The 21101-nt window shown below is 69.8% G+C and carries 9 protein-coding genes and 2 pseudogenes; 3 read left to right on the plus strand and 8 right to left on the minus strand.

Going from position 1 to position 21101, the window contains the following annotated elements; all coding sequences use genetic code 11:
* Together AB0I18_RS46890 and AB0I18_RS46895 are read right to left on the minus strand one after the other, a co-directional pair.
* A pseudogene (locus tag AB0I18_RS46890) lies at positions 1–88 on the minus strand (DNA-binding response regulator); the annotation flags it as partial.
* A gap of 767 nt (positions 89–855) precedes the next feature.
* Positions 856–993 carry a hypothetical protein gene (locus AB0I18_RS46895; protein WP_363111964.1) on the minus strand — a complete coding sequence of 46 codons (138 nt, stop codon included), beginning with the start codon at positions 991–993 and terminating at the stop codon, positions 856–858.
* Between the two features lie 21 nt (positions 994–1014).
* Between AB0I18_RS46895 and AB0I18_RS46900 the strand changes: the two genes are divergently transcribed.
* Complete coding sequence (locus tag AB0I18_RS46900) at positions 1015–1728, plus strand: tyrosine-type recombinase/integrase (protein WP_363111972.1); 714 nt, start codon at positions 1015–1017, stop codon at positions 1726–1728.
* Positions 1729–2278: 550 nt separating this feature from the next.
* Here AB0I18_RS46900 and AB0I18_RS46905 read toward each other — a convergent pair.
* The 5 genes from AB0I18_RS46905 to AB0I18_RS46925 form a co-directional block, all read right to left on the minus strand.
* Entirely contained in the window at positions 2279–3151 is an 873-nt protein-coding gene (locus AB0I18_RS46905) for a TauD/TfdA family dioxygenase (protein WP_363111965.1), read from the minus strand.
* Between the two features lie 24 nt (positions 3152–3175).
* Positions 3176–12508 (minus strand): amino acid adenylation domain-containing protein, encoded by a 9333-nt coding sequence (locus tag AB0I18_RS46910; RefSeq protein WP_363111966.1) that lies wholly within the window; start codon positions 12506–12508, stop codon positions 3176–3178.
* Positions 12505–16500 (minus strand): amino acid adenylation domain-containing protein, encoded by a 3996-nt coding sequence (locus tag AB0I18_RS46915; protein WP_363111967.1) that lies wholly within the window; start codon positions 16498–16500, stop codon positions 12505–12507. The genes AB0I18_RS46910 and AB0I18_RS46915 overlap by 4 nt, the downstream gene beginning before the upstream one ends.
* 385 nt (positions 16501–16885) lie before the next feature.
* Positions 16886–17251: a signal peptidase I gene (locus tag AB0I18_RS46920; protein WP_363111968.1), complete on the minus strand. Its 366-nt coding sequence runs from the start codon at positions 17249–17251 to the stop codon at positions 16886–16888.
* A gap of 163 nt (positions 17252–17414) precedes the next feature.
* Complete coding sequence (locus AB0I18_RS46925; RefSeq protein ID WP_363111969.1) at positions 17415–18620, minus strand: glycosyltransferase; 1206 nt, start codon at positions 18618–18620, stop codon at positions 17415–17417.
* 275 nt (positions 18621–18895) lie between these two features.
* Between AB0I18_RS46925 and AB0I18_RS46930 the strand changes: the two genes are divergently transcribed.
* Positions 18896–19600, plus strand: a complete 705-nt coding sequence (locus AB0I18_RS46930) for a hypothetical protein (RefSeq protein ID WP_363111970.1) — start codon at positions 18896–18898, stop codon at positions 19598–19600.
* A gap of 294 nt (positions 19601–19894) precedes the next feature.
* On the opposite strand, the gene thpR is transcribed toward AB0I18_RS46930, so the two are convergent.
* Positions 19895–20572: an RNA 2',3'-cyclic phosphodiesterase gene (gene thpR, locus AB0I18_RS46935; protein ID WP_363111971.1), complete on the minus strand. Its 678-nt coding sequence runs from the start codon at positions 20570–20572 to the stop codon at positions 19895–19897.
* Between the two features lie 51 nt (positions 20573–20623).
* On the opposite strand from thpR, the pseudogene AB0I18_RS46940 reads away from it, so the two are divergent.
* A pseudogene (locus tag AB0I18_RS46940) lies at positions 20624–21101 on the plus strand (hypothetical protein); the annotation flags it as partial.

Genomic DNA, 21101 nt, shown 5'->3' on the forward strand with positions numbered 1-21101 from the left:
GCCTGACGAGGCCGGCGTCGTAGGCGAAGATCACGGCTTGGACCCGGTCCCGGACCCCGATCTTGGTGAGGATGCTGCCCACGTGGGACCCCCGACAGGGGCCCGTCTTTTGTGGAGCAGTCGCATCTCTGGTTCAACTCGGTCTGGGAAGCGGTCTCCACCGAGATGACCTTCACGTAAGGCTGGCGTAACCGCCGTATTCGAAAGTGCACTCGATGGCTGGTCGTTCCAGAGTTCTTTGATGGTGCGGGTTACGTCGGGTCGTGACGGTTGTCGTGGGCCGCGCTATGCCGGGGGAATGAGGTATCCCGATGGCGGTGGTTTGGCGGTCGAGGAACGGGCTCGGCGTGAGCAAGTCCGGCTCGCAGCCGCTGGCCTGACCGAAGCGGGGCCAGTGACCGGGAGATGACCCGACGGTTCAGGGTGACCCGGATGTCGGCGAACCGCTGGCGGCGGGCGTCGGCTTCGGCATTCGGCAGGCCCTGGCCTCCAAGGGTCCCGGCGGCGCTTGCTGCAAGCTCGCCCCGGAGCAACTCCGGGTGCTGGAGACGGTGTCGGATGCCGGCCCGGCCGCCTCCGGCTCGGGTGACGCGGTGCGTGAGGCGACGAGGCTGTCTGGCAGATGCCCGAAGACACAGACTCCTTTACTCGGCCGAGTACGCTGAACACTGACCTCGAAGAACGACCCGTCGCACGCCGCTCAGGGGCTCCGCAACTGGGGGTCAAGGGGTCGCAGGTTCAAATCCTGTCGTCCCGACGGTGTGAAGGGTCTTCGCAGGCGAGAGCCTGTGGGGGCCCTTCTTCTGTGTAGATCGTTCCCGGCTTCGAGGTTGAGCATGCCGCTCATGGGCACCTTTACTCGGAGGTGGCGAAGATGCCGTTGCTGGACCTGGACAAGATGACCGCGGGGCTGTCGAAGACCTGGTCGGGGTTTGTGCGGGACTGGGACCGCTCGCTGCGGTCGGGGATCCGACCGACGTCACGCGGGCGCATGGGTAGGCGTTCCAGGTGTGGATGATCGAGACGCGTTCGGCGTCGACCGCGCTGAACAAGCACAAGGCACTGCAACAGTTCTTCAAGTGGCTGCTGCTCGACGAGGGCGAGATCGACCGGTCGCCGATGGAACGCGTCAGGCAGCCGAAGCTGCCGCAGAAACTGGTCCCGGTCATCCGCGGCGACGAGACTACGAAGGTCCTCGGCACCTGCAGGGGCAGAGAGTTCGCGCAGTTGCGGGACGAGGCGATCATCCGCCTGTACTGCAATACCGGAGCTCGCCTGTCCGAAGTCGGTAACCTTCTGCTCGACGACATCGATCTGACCACGGAATCCGTCCGCTTCCATGGCAAGGGCAGCAAGGATCGGCGGGTGAGGTTCGGGCCGAGGACCGCGCGAGCCGTCAGCCGTTATCTGCGGGCCCGTGCCAAGCGCAAGGCGGCCGATCTGCCGGATCTGTGGCTGGCCGAGCGGGGGATCCGGCCGCTGGCCCCCAACGGCATCAAGATCATGCTCAAGCGGCGGGGCCTTGCGGCCGGGCTGGTCAAGCTGCACGCGCACCGGTGGCGGCACACCTTCGCCCATGAATGGAAGCGCGCCGGGGGCGACACCGGCGACCTGATGCTGCTGCTCGGCTGGACGTCGCAGGAGATGCCCCGCCGCTACGGAGCCAGCACCGCTGCTGAACGTGCCCAGGAAACCCACCAGCGGATCGGGGTCGGCGACCATGTCTGAGCCCCTGGAAACGGCTGTGCGGTCGGGCACTGCACGCGAGCAGCAGCAAGGCCGGCAGCTGGACGTACTCGCAGGCGGGCACGCCGCCAGGCTGGACAGCGGCAAAGGGCGACCGCCAGGACCTGCGTGAGCTGGAGGTTCATGCCCGAGAGGTCCCGGAACGATGTGTCGCATGAGCAACTGCCGTTCGACATCGCAGCTGCGACCAGGTCACGGACGAGTGCTCAAGCAGATGCTCGCCATCGACGGGGCGCTGACGGCCGGGCCCGGCCACCGGTGCCGGACGAGCCGTCCGTGGGCCCGCTGTCCAGACGGTCACCGCATCGTGACGGAGAACGGCCGGGTCGCGATGCGCGGCACCTCCGCACGGCTCGGCCCTCCTGCGTGCCCTGCTTCTCGGCAAGCCGGTTGGACTGGTCGCCGTTCCGCTCTGTGGTCTGCTGTCCGATCGGGTAGAGCGTCGATCCGGAACGACACCGACCTCAGGCAGCGCGGCAAGGCGTCGTACGCGGACCGGGGTCCGTGCGCGACGCCTTTCCTGTTCAGGGCGTCAGCCCTTGACGGGGCCGCCGTTGATGGCGACGCGCTGGCCGTAGCGGGCGTAGGGGTAGTAGTCGTACGTCGCATGGTGCTGGACGCAGCGGTTGTCCCAGAAGACGAGCGTGTCCGGGGTCCAGCGGACGCGACAGTGCAGGACCGGCCTGCGGGCGATGATGTCGAAGAGGACGTCGAGCAGGGCCCGGCTCTCGTCGGCGGAGAGCTGCGGGATGCGGCTGGTGTAGGCCTTGTTGACGTACAGCAGTTTCCGGTCGGTTTCGGGGTGCCGGGCGATGAGCGGGTGTTCGCTCTTGGGGATGACGTAGTCCGCGGGCGGTGTGTATCCCGCCAGGGCCTGCGCGCCGTCGTGTATCGCGGTCAGCGGATCCAGCAGGGCGCGCATGGCCGGTGAGAGCATCTCGTAGGCGAGGTGCATGTTGGCGAAAAGGGTGTCGCCGCCGCATCCCGGCTCGGGTATCTCGGTGATGTAGAGCATCGACCCCAGTGACGGTTCGGCGTCGGCGGTGCCGTCCGCGTGCCAGCCGTTGCCCGCCACGTCCGCCGCGGCCGACGTCGTGCGGATCTCCAGGATGTAGGGATCGCCCTCGGGCGGCGGCGGGTTGACGGGGCGCGGTTCGCCGAAGACGGCGGCGAATCGCTTGTGATGCTCGGCGGTGATCGTCTGATCGCGGAAGACGAGGACGTGGTGGTCGCGGAAGGCAGCCCGGATCTCTTCCAGTTGCTCCGCCGGGATCTCCTTCGACAGGTCGACGCCGGAGACTTCCGCCCCCAGAACGGGGGTGATCCGTTCGACGGTGAGCGTGCGGTAGGGGTACACGGGACGTGTGGTCACCGCTTCCAGTGCTTCGCGCTCGTACGGCTCCATGTCAACCTCCAGAGGGGGGTGGGGTTACAGGTCGGCGGTTCCGCGGGCACCGGCACCCGGGGACGCGAGCGTCGCCCTGATGGTCTCGGCCACCGTGTCCACGTGGGGTGCCGCGACGATGCCGTAGTGGTCCGTGGGCAGATACCTGCGTACGGCGGACGGGGGCAGGCAGGTGTTCCACTGCCGTTCCGGTTCCTGAGGGTCTGCGGGAGTGGGCATGCACGCCGTGGGGTGTTCGGCGAGCCACAGATACGTGGGGACGGAGACCAGCGGCCGCACGTGATGTTCCCCGAGGCTGTGCAGGTTCGCGCGGCAGCATCGGGCCAGTCTCTCGGCGTACGCCTGCGCGTGCTCGGTCGGCAACGAGGAGGCTCCGGCGCCGAGTTCGGCGGCGAACACCTTCTCCAGATGAGCCTCGTCGTAGGCGGCGACCAGCGCTTTGGCCCGGGGCGGTGGCGGATCCAGAAGGTAGAGCGCCTCCAGCGGCCGGCCGGCCGATTCGCCGAGGCCTGCCATCTCCATCGCGACACGGGCGCCGTAGGACCATCCGGCCAGGTGAAGCCGGTGGTCCGGTCCGCCGAAGCGCTCACGTAGTTCCGCGTCGTAGTGACGGGCCCGCTCGGCCAGTGACCATGCGGGCATCTCGGGGTCGCGGAGTGCCGGGTCGGCGATGAGGCACACCGTCGGCGCGGGTCCGAGAGCTGCCACCAGGGAGCGGTAGGCCTGGATGTCTCCGCCCACGGGGTGCACCAGGCACAGGACGGCCGACCCGGTTCCCTCCTGCCAGATGTCGAGGACGACCCGGGCGGCGCTGCAGGCCGCCTCGGTGGTGGGCTCGGCGGAGGTGAGGGCCGCCTCGATGTGTTTCAGGATCTCCGTGAGGCTGACGCGGTGACTGAAGGAGGCGAGGTCGAACTCGACGCCGTAGTCGTCCTCGATCCGGGCGACGAGGCTGATCAGGGTCAGCGAGTCGGCGCCCAGGTCGTAGAGGGAGTCCTCGGGGTCCAGTTCGTTCACGCCCAGCAGATCCTGGATCACTCGGGCCATGGCGTCCGCCCGCTCCCCGGAACCGCCGGCGACAAAGGCTCCCTCCTCTCCGTCCGTCGGGTGCACCGGTCCGGAGCCCGAGGACCCGTCCGCGATCCCGGCAGCGGCGTAGAAGACTCGGGAGACATCGATGTCAGTTGTGGACACGAGGAGTTGAGGCAGTTGCAGGGCCAGGGCGTGCGCGAAGACCGCTTTGCCCTCCTCGACGGTCAGGCCGACCGCGAGGTGGGCCTGATGGCGGCTGTCCGTGTCCAGGACACGGGCCGCCATTCCGGTCTCGCGCCAGATGTCCCAGTCGATGCCGATCCGGACGGTCGCCTCCGTCTCGGCGGCCCGGTGGTGGGCGAAGCCGTCGAGGAGGCCGGCGCCGGCCGCGTAGTCGCTCTGGCCGACACCGCCGAGCAGTGCGGACATCGAGGAGCAGTAGACCGCGATCTCCGGGCGGAAGGCTCCGATCAGGTGCTCGACGACGAGTGCGCCCCTCTCGCGGACCGCGGCGGCGTTGCGCATCGCGGTGGCGTCACGTCGTACGAGCAGCCCGCCGTGTCCGAGACCGGCCGCGTGGATGACGCCGTCCAGCCGTGACGTGTGGCCGGCGACGGCCGCCGCCACTTCGTGAACGGGCATGGTCGCGAGATCCGCCGGGATGAGGCCGACGCGGTCGGCCCATCCGTTCAACTCCTCGGGCAGCCGCGGGTTTCTCGACAGTAACAGGACCCGACCGCGGGTGTGTTCGAGCAGCCAGGCGGCGATGGCGCGGCCTATGCCGCCCGTGCCGCCGAGCACCAGGTGGACGGTGTCCGCTCCGGCCGGTACGAGGGACCGCGTACCCTCCGGCTCCGGTACGGGTAAGGTGCCCGGCCGCCACCAGTAACCCTGCCGCAGCGCGAGCTGGCGCGGTAGGGACGGTCCGTCGCGATGACCGGCCTCACGTGTACCGGCGACGACCGAGGCCACATGTCCGGCCCAGCGGGTGAGGTCGCCGTCGGGAAGGTCGAGCCAGTGGCCGTTCAGGGCGGACTCCTGATGGGCGACCTCGACCGGCCCGGCGAGGAGCGCCAGTTCAGGTCTGTCCACCGGGCCCGTCACGGGCCGGGCGCCGTACGACAGCCACCACACACGTGGGGAACCGTTTCGCCCGGCCAGCGCCTGGGCCAGGGCCGCCGTGCTGTCCAAGCAGGTGCGACGGGCGTGTTCCAGGGTGCCGGAACCGACCGGCCCCGTCACGTCGAGGGGCAGGGCGTGCACCCACTCCGTGTCGGCAGAGACCGGGACGCCGTCCTCGGACAGCGCATCGAGCAGCCGGCGCAGAGACGCCGGATCGGCAGGGTCCGCGTCGTAGGCGTCCGGTCCTCTGCGGGCGAAGACGCCGGCCGGGTACACCCGTATTACTCGCGACGTGACCGTTCCGAAGGGCGTGAGCGCTGTCTGCGGAGTGCTCTCGGAGGCTACGACGACCACGGCGGACGCGCGGCCGGTCGGCACGGTGGCAGGCACGGTGGTGTCCGCGACGGCGGCACGGCGCAGCCGGACCCAGTGCGGCTGGTGCAGCCAGTTCTCCCGGGGCAGCCGCCGGGGTGCGGCGGCCGGGGCCACGCGCGGCTCCTCGGGCAGTCGGTCGAAGTCGTATTCCGCGAGGGAGAAGGACGGGGGAGGGAAGTCCCAGGGCGCCGAAGCGGAGCCCGCCCCCCAGTCGACAGGGCGTCCGGCGGCCCAGTCCTCGGCGAGGTCGTGGGCCGTGCGACCGGCCGCGGAGACCGTTACGGCGTCCGGGTCCGCGCTACCGGGCGGCACCGTTCCCGTGGCCACCGCGCGCAGCCACTGCTCGGCCGCGGCGGCGTCGGGTACAGGCGCCGCGGTCCGCAGGCGGCGAGGGACCCGTCCGGCCTGGAGATGGCGCAGCACGAAGCCGTGCCGCTCCGGATGCAGTTGGAGGTAGTCGGCGATCCGGGTGGCGTCGGCGGCGAGGGCGTCCGCGCTGGAGGCCGACAGCACCAGGCACCCGGGTACCTCGCGGGTCACCACCGGTCCGGGCGCGGTGTCCTGCTCCACGATGACGTGGGCGTTGGTGCCGCCGATCCCGAAGCTGCTGACCGCGGCCACCCGTTCGCGTCCCTCCGGCCAGGGCGTGGCTTCGGCCGGGACGTAGAAGGGGGCGGGATCGAGGCCGATCTCCGGGTTGAAGGCACGGAAGTTGAGGTTGGGCGGGAGGATCCCGTGGTGCACGGCGAGAACCGCGCGTACGAGGCCCACCACACCGGCGGCCGCGCCCATGTGACCGAGCTGGCTCTTGACGGAGCTCAGAGCGCAGCGGCCGGACTCGTTCACGTCGAACGCCTGTCGCAGCGCCCCCACTTCGATCGGGTCGCCCAGCCGGGTGCCGGTGCCGTGGGCCTCCACATAGCCGAGGTCGGCGCCCGTGCGTCCGGCGCGGGACAGGGTGGTCCGGATCACCTCCCGCTGCCCGGCCAGGGACGGCGCGGTGTAACTCATCTTCGCCGCACCGTCATTGTTGATCGCGGAGCCCGTGATGAGTGCGTGGACGGTGTCGCCGTCGCGCCGCGCCTGCCGCAGCGTCTTGAGGACCACGACGCCGACGCCGCTCGCGCCGACCGTGCCGGTGGCGTCGTCGCTGAAGGGCCGGCAGTCGCCGTCCGCGGAGAAGATGTGCTGCGGGCGGTAGCGGTAGCCGCCGGTCAGCCCGGGGTCGATGAGCACTCCTCCGGCGAGCATCACGTCGGCTTCGCCCTGCCGGAGCAGACCGGCGGCGAGGTGCACGGCGACCAGAGAGCTGGAGCAGGCGGTCTGGGCGCTGAAGGCGGGGCCGGTCAGCCCGAGGTGGTACGCCACCTTGGTGGCCAGGAAGTCCTTTTCATGGTGCAGGGCGAGCTGGAAGCCGTCAGGCAGTCGGGCGGGGTCCGCCTCGCGCAGCAGGGACTGGAAGTAGGTGTTCTCCCCGGCGCCGGCCACCAGGCCCACCCGGGTGGCCGAGGTGCCCGCCACTCCGGCGTGCGCCAGGGCCTGGACGCTCGCCATCAGCAGGTGACGCTGCTGGGGGTCCATCAGACGTGCCTCTTGGGGGCTGATGCCGAAGTGACCCGGGTCGAAGTCGAGCATGCCGTCGAGCGTGCTGTGCGCGCCGACGACTCCTTCCGGCGCGTCGATGCGGCGGATTCCGGTGCCGCCGGAGACCACCAGCTCCCAGAAGGCGGCCAGGTCCGGGGCGCCGGGCACCCGTACCGCCATGCCGACAACCGCGATCGGTTCGCCGGGTTCGGGGAGTTCGGGGTGCCCGTCGCTCTTCGCCGCCGATGGGGTGAGCGGCTGTGGGACGGTGAGATGGCGGGCCAGGGAGCGGATGGTGACGTGCTCGAACAGGTCCGCCACGTTGAAGCGCAGGCCGAGTGCCGTGGTGCAGCGCAGGTGGAAGCGCATCAGGGCGAGACTGGAGGCACCCGCCTCGAAGAAGGTCCGGTCCGGTGCGATCACCAACCCGGTGACCTCCTCGAAGGCAGAGCTGAGGCGCTCCTCCTCGGCCGACAAACCTGTGCGGGCGAGCGCGGAACGACGTATCTCTTCCCCCGGTGCCCGGAGGGCCGCCTGCCGGTCCAGCTTCCCGCTGGGAGTGCGGGGCAGTTTCTCCAGCCTGCGGAAGCGGTCCACACGTACGTAGGAGGGCAGCAGGGTGGACAGATGCGCGGTCAGGTCGTCGGCGGACGGCGCCTCGCCGCGGATCTCCAGGCCGGCCGTCAGCCGGTCGCCGTCACGTGTGACGACGGCGTTGACCACCGCCGGATGGCGCAGCAGGGCCGCCTCGACGGAGCCGAGTTCCAGCCGGTGCCCGCTCAGTTTGATCTGCTGGTCGTCACGGCCCGCGTAGTGCAGCAGGCCCGCACGGTCGAAGAACGCCCGGTCACCGCTGCGGTAGAACAGGCCCGCGCCGGGGAGTTCGACGAAGCGGGTGTCGTCGAGCGAGGGTTCGCCGAGATAGCAGCGGGTGGTCATGGTGCCGCCGATCAGCAGCTCGCCGGTGCACCCGGTCGGTACCGGGTCGCCCTGGGCGTCCACCACACGCAGATCGGCGCCGGCCACCGGGCGTCCGACGGCGGGTCGCTCGGGCCACTGCCCAGGATCTCCCTCCAGGCACAGGGCACTGACCACATGTGTCTCGGTCGGCCCGTAGTGGTTGAACAGGCGCGTGCCTGGGAGCCCGGCGAACCAGCGCCGGATGCTCTCGGTGCACACCAACTGCTCACCCGCGGTGACCACTTCACGCAGCCGGGAGGGATACCTGTTCAGGCGGACGGCGTACTCGGCGAGCAGGTGCAGGGCCACGTAGGGCATGAAGATCCGCTCGGTGCCCGCGGAGTCCAGCCGGTCCAGGAGCGCGGGCGCGTCCTGACGCCACTCGGGACGTATGAGCTGGAGGCTGCCACCTGTGCACAGCGTCCCGAAGATCTCCTGGAAGGACACGTCGAACGCCAGCATCGAGAACTGCTGGGTGGCCGCGGGGGCGGTCAGGCCGCCGGGACCGGACTGCCACCTGATCAGGTTGCACAGTGTGCGGTCGTGTATCTGCACGCCCTTGGGGACGCCGGTGGAACCGGAGGTGAACAGGGTGTACAGGGGGCGGATGCCGTCGTGCGCCGGCACGTCGACCGCGCCTCGCTCATACGTGTGCCCGTCGTACGACACGCTCGTGCCGTCGCCCGTCCGCGGCGCAGGGTCCACCGGTACGACGAGGTGGCGCACCACACCGTCCGGGAGCAGCGTGTCCAGCGTCGGCGAGCTGTCCCGCGTGGCCAGCACGCACAGCGGGTCGATCTGTTCCAGGACACGGCGCAGCACATCGGCCGGGTAGGAGGGGTCGAGGGGGACGGCGGTGACGTTCAGCCGTGCCAGCGCCAGCAGCGCCACCACGTGTTCGACGGAGGGATCCAGGTACAGGGCCGCCCGGCAGGGGCTGTCGTCGGCCGGGATCGGATAGCGGTCGGCCAGTTCCGTGGCAAGGGCCGCGGCACGGGCGTCGAGGGCCGCGTAGCTCAGGGTGCCGCCGTCGGCCGTGACGACGGCCGGGGCATCCGGAGTGCGGGCGACCTGCCGGCCGAAGCCTTCGGCGATCGTGGTGAAGCCGGGTTCCGGCGCGGGTCCGCGCCCGTGCTCCGGAAGGGAGCGCCGGTACGGCGCGACGAGTTCACGGGCGGTGGAGCGGCCACCGGCCGCGAGCGCGTCCACGCCTCGCCGCAGCAGCTGCGCCATCGCCTCGACGTCCTCGCCGGTGAACCGGTCCTCGGCGTACTCCCACAGCACGTCGAGTCCGTCCGCGTGCTCGACCACGGAGACCGTCATCGGGCACTTGGCCTCCGGCGCCGCCCACCACAGGGGGCGCTGGGCGCAGCCGGGCAGCCGCAGCGCCCCGAAGTCGGTGTTCTCCAGGACGAACAGGAAGTCGAACGGCGTGCCGTCGCCGACGCCGTCCCAGCCGGTCAGGACGTCCGTGAACGCCACGTCCTGGCGCCCCAGTACCTGCCCGGTACCGGTCCTGGCGCGGGCGAGGTGTGAGCGCAGGTCCTCATCCGGCGCGACGGCCAGGGGCAGCAGCACGGTGTTCGCCATCATGCCCGCGCTGTTCTCGAACTCGCGCACCGGGCGGCCCGCGACCGGGGCGGCGATGCGCGGACGGACCAGGCCGGTCACGCCGTACAGACACCAGGAGAACACGGTCAGCAGGACCTGGAACCGGGTCAGGCCGAACTCGGCGCACAGCTGCTCCACTTCGGCCCGCCGAACGACGTCGAGCGATGTGTGCAGCAGGTGCGCCCGCGGTGCCGGGCCCGCGTTCCGGGCGGGCAGCGGCTCCTGCGGCTCCTCCAGTCCCCGGTAGAACGTGAGGAGTTCATCGAGCTGCGCCTGGTAGGCCGGGCTCGCGAACCGGTCGCTCTGCCAGACGGCGAAGTCCAGCGGGGTCGGAGCGGGTTCCGCGGGCCGGACGCTTTCGGCGTAGGCGGCCGACAAGTCGCGCAGCAGGATGCTCAACGACCAGCCGTCCACGGCGATGTGGTGCAGGTGCAGCAGGAGCGTGCCGCCGCCGTCACGCGGCAGCCAGCAGGCCCGGAGCATGCGGGGGACGGCGAGGTCGAAGGGCTCGGCGAAGAAGGTGTCGGCGAAGGCGTGCGCTTCTTCCTCGTCCCAGGCCTGCCGGGGGCTCGGCTCGTGCCAGGGGTCGTACGGCTCGCCGACGGTCTGCTCCAGGCCGTCCGGCCCGAGGCCGAAGCCCGTCCGCAGCGCCGCGTGGAGTGTCACCAGGTCGCGCAGCGCTCGCCGGAGGGCAGTGGTGTCGACGGGTCCGTCCACGAGGTAGGCCTGGTTGACGGAGTAGGCCCGGGACCCCGGGGTGCGGCGCTGTACCAGCCACAGGCGCTGCTGTTCGCTGGTGGCGGGTGCCGAGCGGGCACCGGACACCACCGGTGCCGGCGAGGTGCTCTCCTCGCCGGGACCGACCGTGGCGAGCGACCGGGCGACGGCGGCCAGGTCGCCTTGGAGGACGGCCGCCTGGGTCAGCTCGCGGCCCCATCGCTGTCGTACGGCGAAGCAGAACCGGAGCGCCTTCAACGAATCACCGCCGTGGGCGATCCACCGGTCGCCGAGCCCGAGACCGGTGGCCCCGAGTATCTCCTCTGCCAGTTCGACGACCTGACGCTCCGTCTCCGTCATGGCCGGTCCCCTGGAGCCGGAGGATATGGGCCGCCAAGGCCGGTCGGCCTGCCGCAGCAGGGCGGCCTGGTCGACCTTGCCGTTTGCGCTGAGCGGCAGTTCGGCCACGAGATGGATCTGGTGGGGACGCATGTAGGCGGGCAACCGGGCCGCCAGGTGGCCGTCGAACTCCTCGTAGGAGAGATCCTGACGGAGGACGACGAATGCCAGCAGTTCGTTGGGCCCCTCCTGGCCCACGCGGCGCGTGCACACGTGCGACCGCTGGACCGCCGGGTGGGCCAGGACGTGCCGTTCCACCTCGCCGGGCTCGATCCTGAAGCCACGGACCTTGACCTGGCGGTCGGTTCGTCCGACGTATCGCACCAGGCCCTCGTCGTCGGCCCGGACGAGATCACCGGTGCGGTAGTACCGCTCCTCGCCACCGTCGAGCCACGGCAGCCGCACGAAACGCCGCTCGGTCTCCTCGGGAAGGTTGCGGTATCCGGCGGCGAGTCCGGCTCCCGTCAACAGGAGTTCACCGACCTCACCGGGCGCGGCGACCCGCTCCTGGCCCGGTACGACCAGGACCGCACCGCTCTGCGGCAAGGGCCGGCCGATCGGCACCACGTCCCCGTCGAAGTCCCGCGGGATCGGATGGCACAGGGCGAAGGTGGTGGACTCCGTCGGCCCGTATACGTTGAACAGACGGGTGCGGCTGCCGGCGTTGTGCCGGTACCAGCGGCGCATCACGTGGGGGTTGAGCTGCTCACCGCCCACAAGAACCTCGCCGGCCGCGGCGAAGCAGTCCGGCAGAGCCGTGACCATCGCGTTGAACAGCGCCGTGGTGATGAAGACGGTGTGCACGCGCCCTTGCCGCAGTGCCGCGTCGAGCCGCTCGGGAGTCTGCACGTCGTCGTCGCTCAGGACCACGCAGCAGCCACCGGTCAGCAGGGGCACCCAGACTTCGAAACTCAGCGCGTCGAACGCTGGATTGGCCAGGCAGGCATAGCGCAGACCGGGCTCGACGCGGATGTAGCCGGGTTGTGCCAGTCGCCGGACTCCGGTGTCCCGGACCTCGACTCCCTTGGGCTGCCCCGTCGTTCCGGAGGTGTAGAACAGGAAGGACACCTCGCCGGGGGCGGACGGGGCTTCCACGGTGGCTGCGGCGTCCGGGAGTTCGGGCAGAAGGGCGTCCGCAGCGAGCGCCTTCACATTCTGCGGGAGCTCGGTGACGCTCTCGATCGTCTCGTACACCAGCGCGACCGCGGCGGAGTCCCGGAGGATGAAGTGACGGCGTTCGGCGGGGCTCTGTGTGTCGAGGGGCACGACCCGCGCTCCCAGCCGCAGGATGCCCAGCATCACGCCGACCAGCCGCCATGACCGTGGCATCGCCACCGCCACCGCCTGCCCCGCGGTGATGCCGTGGCGCTCCAGCTGTTGGGCGACGGTCGCGGCTGCCACGTTCAACGTCGCGTAGTCGAGGCGGACTTCGCCGTCGACGACCGCCTCGGCGTGTGGTGTGCGAAGGGCCCGGCGGTGAATCTCCATGGCAATCCCGGCCGGGGCGCCGGGGTCCTCGACCACGTCGGTGGGGGACGTTTCGACGCGCGGTTTCATCGTGCCTCCGACGTGCCTGAAGGTGCTGTGCTCTCCGTCTCGCCCTGGCCGGGGGTGGATGCCGACCGGTGCAGTTCGGCGGTGAGGACGGCGGCGACGCGGGGCAGTTCGTCGCTCTCCAGCATGTCCCAGTGACCGCAGGCAACCGGCTCGACCACGAACTCACCGCTGACGCGATGCCGCCAGAACGCGCGTAGACGAGCGGCAGCACCCTCGACGTCCGCGTCCTCGTCCTCCACGGCCGTCGCCTGCATCAGCACGACACGGGCGGGCGATTCGGGTACGGCGTAGTCGCGCCCTGTCTCGCGATGGTGGTTGTAGACGTTCAGGTACCGGGCCACCTGGTCGTCGTCGATGCCCGGATACATGCCGTTGAAGCGCACCAGCTTCTCCCGGAACTCGGCCATGCCGACCGGCGCGATCGCGGCGCGCTGCTCGTCGTCCTGGGCACCGTGGGTGTCGAGGAGGACCACGCTCACCCTCTCGTGTCCGGCCGCCATCAGGCGGCGGCCCATCTCGTACGCGATCAGACCGCCGTAGGAGAGCCCGCACAGCACCAGTGCCTCGTCGGCGCGGGGGCAGACGAGCCGCAGATACTCCTCGGCCATCGCTTCGACACCGGGCAGGGTGGACTCGCCGGGATTGATGCCGGGCGCCTGAAGCCCCACCACGCCGATGTCGTCGGCCAGTTCGGCGGACAGCGGCAGGTAGCAGAACGCGGTGCCGCCTGCGGGGTGCACACACACCACACGCTGCCGGCCGCCGCCCGCACGGAATTCGACCAGGCTGCCGAGTTCCGCGGACCGCGCGGCATCGCCGCCCGCGCGCACCCGCTCGGCGAGCGCCTCGATGGTGGGGTGCAGCATGACGTCCCGGACGGGCAGGGCGACGCCGAGTGCCTCCTGGACGGCGGACGCCATCTTGATCGCCGATATCGAAGTGCCGCCCAGCTCGAAGAAGTTGTCACCGATCCCGATGTCCGGGTGCAGCAGCACCCCGCGCCAGACCCGGTACAGGGCCATCTCCACATGGTCGCGGGGCGCGGCCGTGTTGACCTGCCCCGCGCGGGTTCCGGCCGCGGCGCGCAGCACCTCTGCCCGGTCGACCTTGCCGCTGCGGTTCAGCGGCAGTCGAGGGAACTCGGCCACCACGGCGGGGATCATGTAGTCCGGCAGCCGGTCCTTGAGGGCCGCACGCCACTCGTACGGCATCCGCGCGGCCCCGGCGTCACATCCCACACCGGCGACCAGGTGGGGGCCACCGGGTGCGTCGCGATCGGCCAGGACGACGGCCTCCCGCACCCCGGGGACCGCCAGCAGCGCCGCCTCGACCTCGCCGGGTTCGATACGGAAGCCGCGCAGCTTGAGCTGGTCGTCGCGGCGGCCGACGTACTCGGCGTTGCCGTCCGGCAGCCAGCGCGCCAAGTCGCCGGTGCGGTAAAGGCGTTCACCGGGAACGAACGGGTCGGGCACGAAGAGTTCGTCGGTGAGGTCGGGGCGATTCAGATATCCCCGGGCCAGACTCGCTCCGCCGAGGTAGACCTCTCCGGGAACTCCCACGGGCACCGGGCGCATTCGGCCGTCGAGCAGGTACAGGCGTGTGCCGCGCAGCGGCCGTCCGATGGGGCACGACCGCTCGTACGGCTGTGGGTCGGTGTAGGCGGTGGAGTAGAGCGTGGCCTCGGTCGGTCCGTAGCCGAAGCAGATGCGCAGACCGGGCAGCAGCTCACGCATGCGGTGCAGGGTGCTCTCAGGCAGGGATTCCACTCCGGTGAGAAGCTGACGCAGGCTCGACCCGGCCAGGCGGGTGGCCGGATCCTCGCCGATCCACAGGACGTAGGACGGGGGCAGAAACGCCTGGGTCACTTTGCGATCGCGCATCCAGTTCAGCAACGCCCGCGGGTCTGTGCGGAGTTCGTCGGGCACCAGGTGGAGCACGGCGCCGGTGGTCAACGGGACCAGGAGTTCGTGCACCGACGCGTCGAATCCGATGCTCGACCAGGCCGAGGACGCCTCGCCGGGGGCGTCCCCCATGAGTTCGCGCCAGTGGTCGAAGAGATTGACGACGCTGCCGTGCGTCACCGCCACGCCCTTGGGACGGCCGGTCGATCCCGAGGTGTAGATGACGTAGGCGAGCCGGGTCCGGTCCGTGTCGATGGCCGGCGCCTCGTCGTGAGTCCCCTCTGCCTCCACCTTCGCCAGGTGCTCCCACGGCTGTCCGTCGTCGTCCGGGGTGTCCCTCCGGTCGGTCAGCACGAGGACCGGTGCGGCGTCGCTCACCATGGCGGTGAGCCGCTCCGGAGGCTGGCCGGGGTCGAGGGGCAGGTAGGCGGCTCCGGACTTGAGGATGCCGAGCACGCCGACGACCAGTTCGGCCGTGCGTCCGGCGTGCAGGCCCACCACACGATCGGGACCGGCACCGCGGGCGATCAGCGCATGGGCGAGACGGTTGGCCCGGCGGTCGAGCGTCGCGTAGTCCAACTCCGCGTCGTCGGCCACCACCGCACACTGCCCGGGACGTGCGCGGACCTGCGCGGCGAAGCGCTCCAGCACGCCCGCCGACGCCGGATCGGCTACGGTTGGCCCTGCGCTGAAGTCGGCGAGGAGCGCCCGCTGCTCGTCCTCGTCGAGCAGTGTCAGGTCGGCGACCTCGGCATCGGGCCGCTCGGTCATCAGACGCAGTACGCGAAGGAACTGGCGTATGCACCGCTCGATCGTCGCCCGGTCGAAGAGCGCCACCGCGAAGTCGATCTCCCCGGTGAGGTGCCGGCCCTCGTCGGCCAGGGCCAGGACCATGTCGAACTTCGCGGGTACGTGGGCGGCGTCCTCCCGCAACTCGACCTGCAGTCCCGGAAGTTCGAGTTCCTTCCGCATGGAGGGGACCCAGGCGAACATGGTCTGGAACAGGGCCGTGTAGGCGGGGCTCCGCGGTGGGTTGACCAGTTCGACGACACGCTCGAAGGGGAGGTCGACGTGCTTGAGGGCGTCACGGACGCGCCGGTTCACCCGGCTCAGGGCGTCCTTGACGGTGGGCGAACCGGACAGGTCCGCGCGCAGGGCGAGGGTGTTGACGAAGAAGCCGATCAGATCCTCGACGTCCCCGCGTCGGCGGTTCGACGTGGGCGCGCCGACCACGATGTCGTCCTGCCCGGAGAGCAGGGACAGCAGCACGGACCAGCCGGTGAGGACGGTCGCGTAGAGGGAGACATCGTTGTCGGAGGCCAGCGCGCGCAGGGCGCGGGTCAGGTCCTCGTCGACGGTCACGGGCAACCGGTCGCCGTGGAAGTCCTGTTCGGGTGGGCGGGGCCGATCGGTGGGCAGGGAGATCACGGCCGGGGTGCCGGCCAGTGCGGTGGTCCAGTAGTCGGCGTGCGAGGCGGGCTCGTCTCCCGACATCCACTCCCACTGCCAGCGCGTGTAATCGCTGTACTGCCAGGTCAGTTCGGGCAGCGGGACGTCCTGCCCCCGCTGAAGCGCGGAGTACACCAGGCCCAGCTCTCGCAGCAGCAGTGAGCGGGACCAGCCGTCGAAGATGATGTGATGTGCCACCAGGATCAGTACGTGATGGTCCGGTCGGAGCGCTATCAGGCAGCCGCGCGCCATGGGCTCCTCGCCCAGACGGAACGGGGTGCCCTCCATCTCCGACCGTATGCGCGTGAACCGTTCGGCCCCGTCCGGCAGTCCCGTCAGATCCTCGAAGGTCACCGGGAACCTCGTGTCCGGTGGATCGACGACTTGCAGAGCCGACCCCTCGGAGGGCACCAGCCGGGTGCGCAGGGCCTCGTGCCGGGCTGAGAGCAGCTGCAGCGCGTCGATGAGGAGTTCCCGGTCCAGCGGTCCCCGGATATCGAAGGGCATCGGTTCGTTGTAGGCGGCACTGACGTCTCCGTCCATGCGTGCCATGACCCACAGACGCTCCTGCCCCAGTGACAAAGGCGCGGATTTCGTCTCTTCGTCGGAACGATTATTGACTGCGATTCTGGGTAAAGACACGGATTACCCTTCACGAGAAGGGAGCGCGGCGAAAATCGGTCGAAGCGCGCTCTGAACAATGCCTACAGGGCTGGGCCCTTCGGTAGGGCCCTAGCTGGGGCGATCGGCTATCCGGCCTGGTCAGCGCCGTCGTCGCGCTGCGCTGCGGGCAACGCGGGGGAGGCGGGAGGGCTCTGTAAAGTTGAGCGAGGTGCATGCAGAGTGGCGATTGTGGACGGTTCTGTTTATTCGGCCGCCCATGTGGTGGCTCATTTCCATTGATGCTAAATGCGCTCCGATTGGGTGGTCAACCGTGACCAACGCCACATCCATTCGGTGACGGAATACTGTTTGCGCTCGGCGGGCGACATTAAGGGTTTTCCTGAAGGTAGCGGACCATATGAGGTCAGTCGCGGACGGCGTATCCGGGGACGGAAGGCCAGCGCAAGCTCAAGACCACCGAGTCGTCCTCGGCGAACCAGGAGTGATCCACCCCCTTGCCCCAGACCACGTAGTCGCCCTGCCGCTCCAGCAGCACGCTGCGGCCGGGGAACTCCATACGGAAGCGTCCCGTGATGAGCACCAGCAGAGCTGTCCGCACCTCGCCCCGCACCCACTGCGTTCGTCGCTCACCGCGTGGATGGACACCCCATTTCACCTCGACGGCGTCACTGTGGCGGGGATCGCCCCACTCCATGAAGTGCCCGAGCAGCCATCCCCGGTTCACCGTCGCGTCCTTGCCCGCATTTCCTACGTACACGCCGTCATCCATGAACATGAACGCTAGCAACCGAGGGCACGGTGTCAGCCGCAGCACGATCAACTGCGGGCCCACGGGCCCCACATGGCGAAGGGGCCCCGCACGGGTTCATCCCGCCCGGGGCCCCTTCGCCCGAATCGGTCCGAGTGATACGGGTACTACGGGCCGGCGCCGTTCACCGCGACTCCTCGACCAGCCGGCGCGCGGCCACCTCCGCTCCGTCGGTGCGGAGCCGGCTGCCCAGGGACTTCGCACGCGCCCGGGTCTCGGGTGACAGAGCCGTCTTGAGCGCGATGCCCAGGGATTCGACGGTGGTGGTCGTCGCGTCGAGGGCCGCACCGAGGTCCAACGCCGCCACCCGGCCGGCCCAGTACGGGTTGTCCGACAGCTGGAGAGGTATCACCACTTGCGGCACGCCCGCCCGGGCCGCCGTCAACGTCGTACCCGCGCCACCGTGGTGGACCACAGCGGCCACCTTGCGGAAAAGATTCTGATGGCTGACCTCGCCGATGGCGAAGCAGTCGTCCCCGTCGTCGATGAGATCCAGGTCCGCCCAGCCACGGGACACGAGCACCCGGTGCCCCTGTGCGCGGATCGCATCGACGGCCATGCCGCCGATGCCTTCGGCCGGGGACATGCTGCCGAAGCCCACATACACCGGCGGGCTGCCCGCGTCCAGGAACCTCACCAGGTCCGCCGGGAGGGGCCGTTCGTCCGCGAGGGTCCATGCGCCTGTCTGTACGACGTCAAGGCCGGGGGTCTCCTGCCACGCCCCCAGGACCGGGTCCGCCGCCAACCACGGACGGCCGGTGAGGATGTGATCGCGCACGTTGTCCACCGGCGGCAGACCGAGCGCCGTCCGGTGACCGTTGAGCGCCTCCGCGAACTGCGTGTCGACGTTGTGGGCATCCAGCTCCCACAGCGTCAGGTTGCCGGCGACCTCGGGTTCCGGCCAGCCCGGTCGCGGCGGTGGCGCGTGGTGCGGCGACGGCAGGTGGACCGCCGCGTAGCTCACGTACACGTAGGGGATGCCCGCGGCCTCGGCGACAGATCGCGCGGCGACCTGGCCCAGACCTGCCGCCACCACCACGTCACATCCGTCGAACGCGGAGGGGAAGGTGCCGAACTGTGTCTCGACCAACTCGTTCCGGTAGCGGGCCAGATCCGTTGCCGAGGGCAGGGTCTTCCCGCGCATCAACTCCCTGACAGGTGGCCCGACCGGGACCAGCCGCACTCCGATACCTGTGAGCCGCTTGGCGAACTCCTCGTCCGGCGGGGCGCACATCCGGACCGCCGCGCCGAGCGCCCGTAGCCGCACCGCGAGTGCCACCAGCGGTTCGACGTCGCCACGTGTCCCGTATGTAGACAACAGCACCCGCATTCAACGTCCTCTTTCATTGGGTTTCATTGGTTTTCATCGGGTTTTGTCGGATCGTCCATGCGCTTCTGTCGTTTCCGCCCAGGCCCGGGGCGGTGGCGGCGCTCAATTCGGCTGTTTCGCAGCAGACTTGTGCCCTCCGGAGTTACTGGGCACAGCGGTCTCGGTGGTTACGGTGCGCGTGGGGTCGGAGGTTCGGCGTCGCCTGGCTCTGGGCAGTCTGTGCTCGGCGAGGTGTGCAAGATCCCCCATCGTCCACACAATCGGAGTGCCACGCGATGCAGAGTTCGTCCACACCCGTACCTGATGTTTCGGTCATCCTGCCCTGTGCCGGATACGGAACACGTTTCGGGGCGCCCTACCCGAAGGAGTTGCACTGTCTGGCTCCCGGGGTCACCGTGCTGGACCGCAGCTTGGAAGCCGTCGTCGAACTCGCCAAGAGCGGGCTCAATGTGCGCCTGGTCGTCGCGTTCGGAACACACAAGCTGGACACGGTGAGTTATCTCGCCCGCTATGCCGACACCTTCCAGATGGTCTTCGTCTACCAGGACGAGTCGTTCGGACCCGGTCTCGACGGGGCGATCCGGTCCGCCCTGCCGATGACGCAGGGGTCGGTGGCCCTCGTCCTGCCTGACATCGTTGTCTCGGGGTCGGACGCGCCGGGCAGGCTCCTTGACGCCCTACGGCAGGTGGAGGTGGCGGGCTGGAGCGTAGTGGCCACCGAGGAGCGGGATCACGACACGCTGCGGCAGATGGGCGCGTTGGCCGTGTCTGAGGCGGGAGGCGTCCTGACCGTGGGGGCGGCCACCGACAAGCCGGCGGATCCCTCGGGCTTCAACGCGTTCTGGGGCATGGTGGCCGTCACCGAGAGCGAGGCGCACAAGCTGCCCGACGTCGTGGGCATGGGAACGACCAACCCGTTGGCCGGTGCGGTCGCGCTCATGGTGGAGGAGATCGTCAACTTCAATACCCCCGCGGGCTGACCTCCTGCGCGCCAAGGGCGGCGGAGGGGTGGAGTTGCCCACTATCGGGTACACAGCAGATTCTCCGTCTGCTGGTGGTACAGGCTCGCCATAGCCTCTGACCTGTGGCTATGGATGGAATTGACTGCGGCTGAGCCAAGTGGGTCCGCGCCTGGTCCGGATCTTGGTCCGGCCTGTAGCGGCGGCGTGCGAGGCCCGGAGTACGCGGCCGCCTGCCCGGGGCGTGAATCTGCAACAAAGGGAGCATGCGGTGGCCCGACTGCTTGACCGGCGGCGGTGACTGTCTGGCCGGGTTTACGGCACGTGGGGCTGAGCCGGCATCATCGCAGGGCGCGAACCGTCCTGGTGCTCATGCAGAGCAGTCTGTGGCGGTTTCGGATCGGGATGCCTTTGACCAGTGGCCAGTGGCCATGCGTCGACGTCCTGATAGCGCCGCGGACCTGGGTGGCCTCTTTCCGTGCTGCCGACCAGGTGGAGGCGTTCGGTCTGCCAAGGACGTCCGGTGAAGCCGTTGAGGCAGGCGGCCGCCGCCGTTACGGACACGTTGTCGTAGCGGCGAGTGCGGGCCAGCGTGAGGTGAGGACGCAGCGGACGTTCGGCGAAAGCGACGCCGCAGTCCTTGATCCGTGCCCGTACTGCTTCGGTCAGCTCGTGCAGTTCGTCGATATCGCCCTTGATGCCGCTCCACAGCACTCGCTCGTCGAAGTGTCCGCCACCGAGCAGTGCCAGTTCGAGAGAGGGGCGGGCAGCCGCCAGGTCGGCGAGGGGTGAACGAAGCCGGTGGACGGCCTGCACCGGCAGCTCACCCAGGAAGGCCAGGGTGATGTGCCAGTCCTCGATGCGGTTCCAGCGCAGGTCGGGGTAGGCGGCGTAGGCCGGGCTAAGCGCGTGTGCCAGCTCCCTCTTCGCATCGTCGGGCGGCGCGAGAGCGACAAACGCGTGCTGGGTGGCGGCCTGGGGCGGTTCGGTCACGGATGTCTTCCTACCTCATGCGTCCGCGGAGTCGAAGCCCAACTGCCTGCAATGCGGACGTCCGCTGCGCTTGGCGACATCAGGTGCCGTGACAACTTTGCCGCCTACGACGCGGAGATCCTCGCCCGGCGGGCCGCAGCGCGCGGGGAAAAAGTCGCGAACGGAGGGGTGGCGGCCCTCGTCGAGATGGCCGCCGCAACGGAGTTCGCGGACATGGTGGGCATTGCGCTGGCAGAGCACTCCGATGACCATGATCAAGAACTGCTGTTCATATCGGCGGTGCAACGTCTGCCGCGCACGACTGCGCGTGTTCACCGGTCCCACGTAGCCTCGGGGCTTCTCCTCGTGCTGTCGGCCGGTTTCGTCGTCCTCATCCGCGGTCAGCGAAGTCACGCAAATGCGCGCCTCCTGACCGAACTACCCATATTTTGGGCGGACCTGCTGCGCGACTGTCGGCGGCGCGGGATGCACGACCCGATGCTCGTGGTCGGCGACGGCGCGATGGGCCTGTGGAGGGCGCTGGCGGAGG

The sequence above is a fragment of the Streptomyces sp. NPDC050704 genome (assembly GCF_040654355.1).
In the GTDB taxonomy this organism is placed as follows: Bacteria; Actinomycetota; Actinomycetes; order Streptomycetales; family Streptomycetaceae; genus Streptomyces.

Bases quoted from the DNA above. Each gene is read 5' to 3' on its own strand.
- AB0I18_RS46895 (WP_363111964.1), bottom strand. From the start codon at position 993: ATGCGCCCGCGTGACGTCGGTCGGATCCCCGACCGCAGCGAGCGGTCC.
- AB0I18_RS46900 (WP_363111972.1), top strand. From the start codon at position 1,015: ATGATCGAGACGCGTTCGGCGTCGACCGCGCTGAACAAGCACAAGGCA.
- AB0I18_RS46905 (WP_363111965.1), bottom strand. From the start codon at position 3,151: ATGGAGCCGTACGAGCGCGAAGCACTGGAAGCGGTGACCACACGTCCC.
- AB0I18_RS46910 (WP_363111966.1), bottom strand. From the start codon at position 12,508: ATGAAACCGCGCGTCGAAACGTCCCCCACCGACGTGGTCGAGGACCCC.
- AB0I18_RS46920 (WP_363111968.1), bottom strand. From the start codon at position 17,251: ATGGATGACGGCGTGTACGTAGGAAATGCGGGCAAGGACGCGACGGTG.
- AB0I18_RS46925 (WP_363111969.1), bottom strand. From the start codon at position 18,620: ATGCGGGTGCTGTTGTCTACATACGGGACACGTGGCGACGTCGAACCG.
- AB0I18_RS46930 (WP_363111970.1), top strand. From the start codon at position 18,896: ATGCAGAGTTCGTCCACACCCGTACCTGATGTTTCGGTCATCCTGCCC.